Below are 788 nucleotides of genomic sequence, written 5' to 3'. Positions count from 1 at the left end.
GGTAATCAGCCGTACATCATGGCTTTTGGACCCCACTGTCACAATAAGCAAAAAAAAACAGCCAATCGATCGACGTTGGCTGTTTTTTTATCTAACGACTAGCAGTATTAGAAACTGATATCACGAGAAGCAACCTAACTTAACCACTCAAACACCATTTGATATTTTAGCTTAGCTGGCGGTTGTTCGACCGCCACTGGCGAATTAGTGTTCGCCTCATTCAGTGTTGGCATGATGGGCTCAATGGCGGGTTCACCCACCTCATCACTTTTTGTCAGTGCGTCATTTTTTTGTTGGCTGAACTTGCGTCTCAATTGGCTGTGCTGGCACGGCGTTTTCTTCATCTTCTACCAGCAACGGATCATCAAACTTGGTGATTTTGGACAGCTTTGTGGCTTCTTGTTCAAACGCTTCTTGCGAAGCCAGCAAGTGCACACGCAACATCAACTCATTCCCTTKKATTTCTAATACATCAAGATTGGCCACTGAGTTCAACGACGTGATGGGTCTTTTCTAACGTTAAAGAAATCAATGCGTTGTTGTGTTATTAAAACTTCACCACGACCGATTCTGAAGACTCACCAAGAACAACGACGGCGCTACGTTTAGCATAAAAATCGGCAACAGCGTTAATCAGTTGTGTCGCTGCATCACCGCCATTGGCACTTCCGGTGACAGGCGCAACATTCGAACGCACGATAGCGCCAGGAGATTGATCGTACAAGKTCCAACGCAGTGAATTACCTTGAGCACGAATCACCAACACGCCATCCACAGGGTAGCGACCG

At 46.2% G+C, this 788-nt stretch carries 1 protein-coding gene and 1 pseudogene; both read right to left on the bottom strand.

What is annotated here, in order from left to right; genetic code table 11:
* Positions 1–282: 282 nt before the first annotated feature.
* Positions 283–444, bottom strand: a complete 162-nt coding sequence (locus tag CIK04_RS34635; protein ID WP_325205954.1) for a hypothetical protein — start codon at positions 442–444, stop codon at positions 283–285.
* Between the two features lie 103 nt (positions 445–547).
* A pseudogene (locus tag CIK04_RS34630) lies at positions 548–788 on the bottom strand (DUF2066 domain-containing protein); the annotation flags it as partial.

The sequence above is a fragment of the Vibrio sp. 03_296 genome (genome assembly GCF_002265885.1).
Note: the sequence above shows the minus strand (reverse complement) of the source record. Positions and strands in the feature narration are given on the sequence as shown.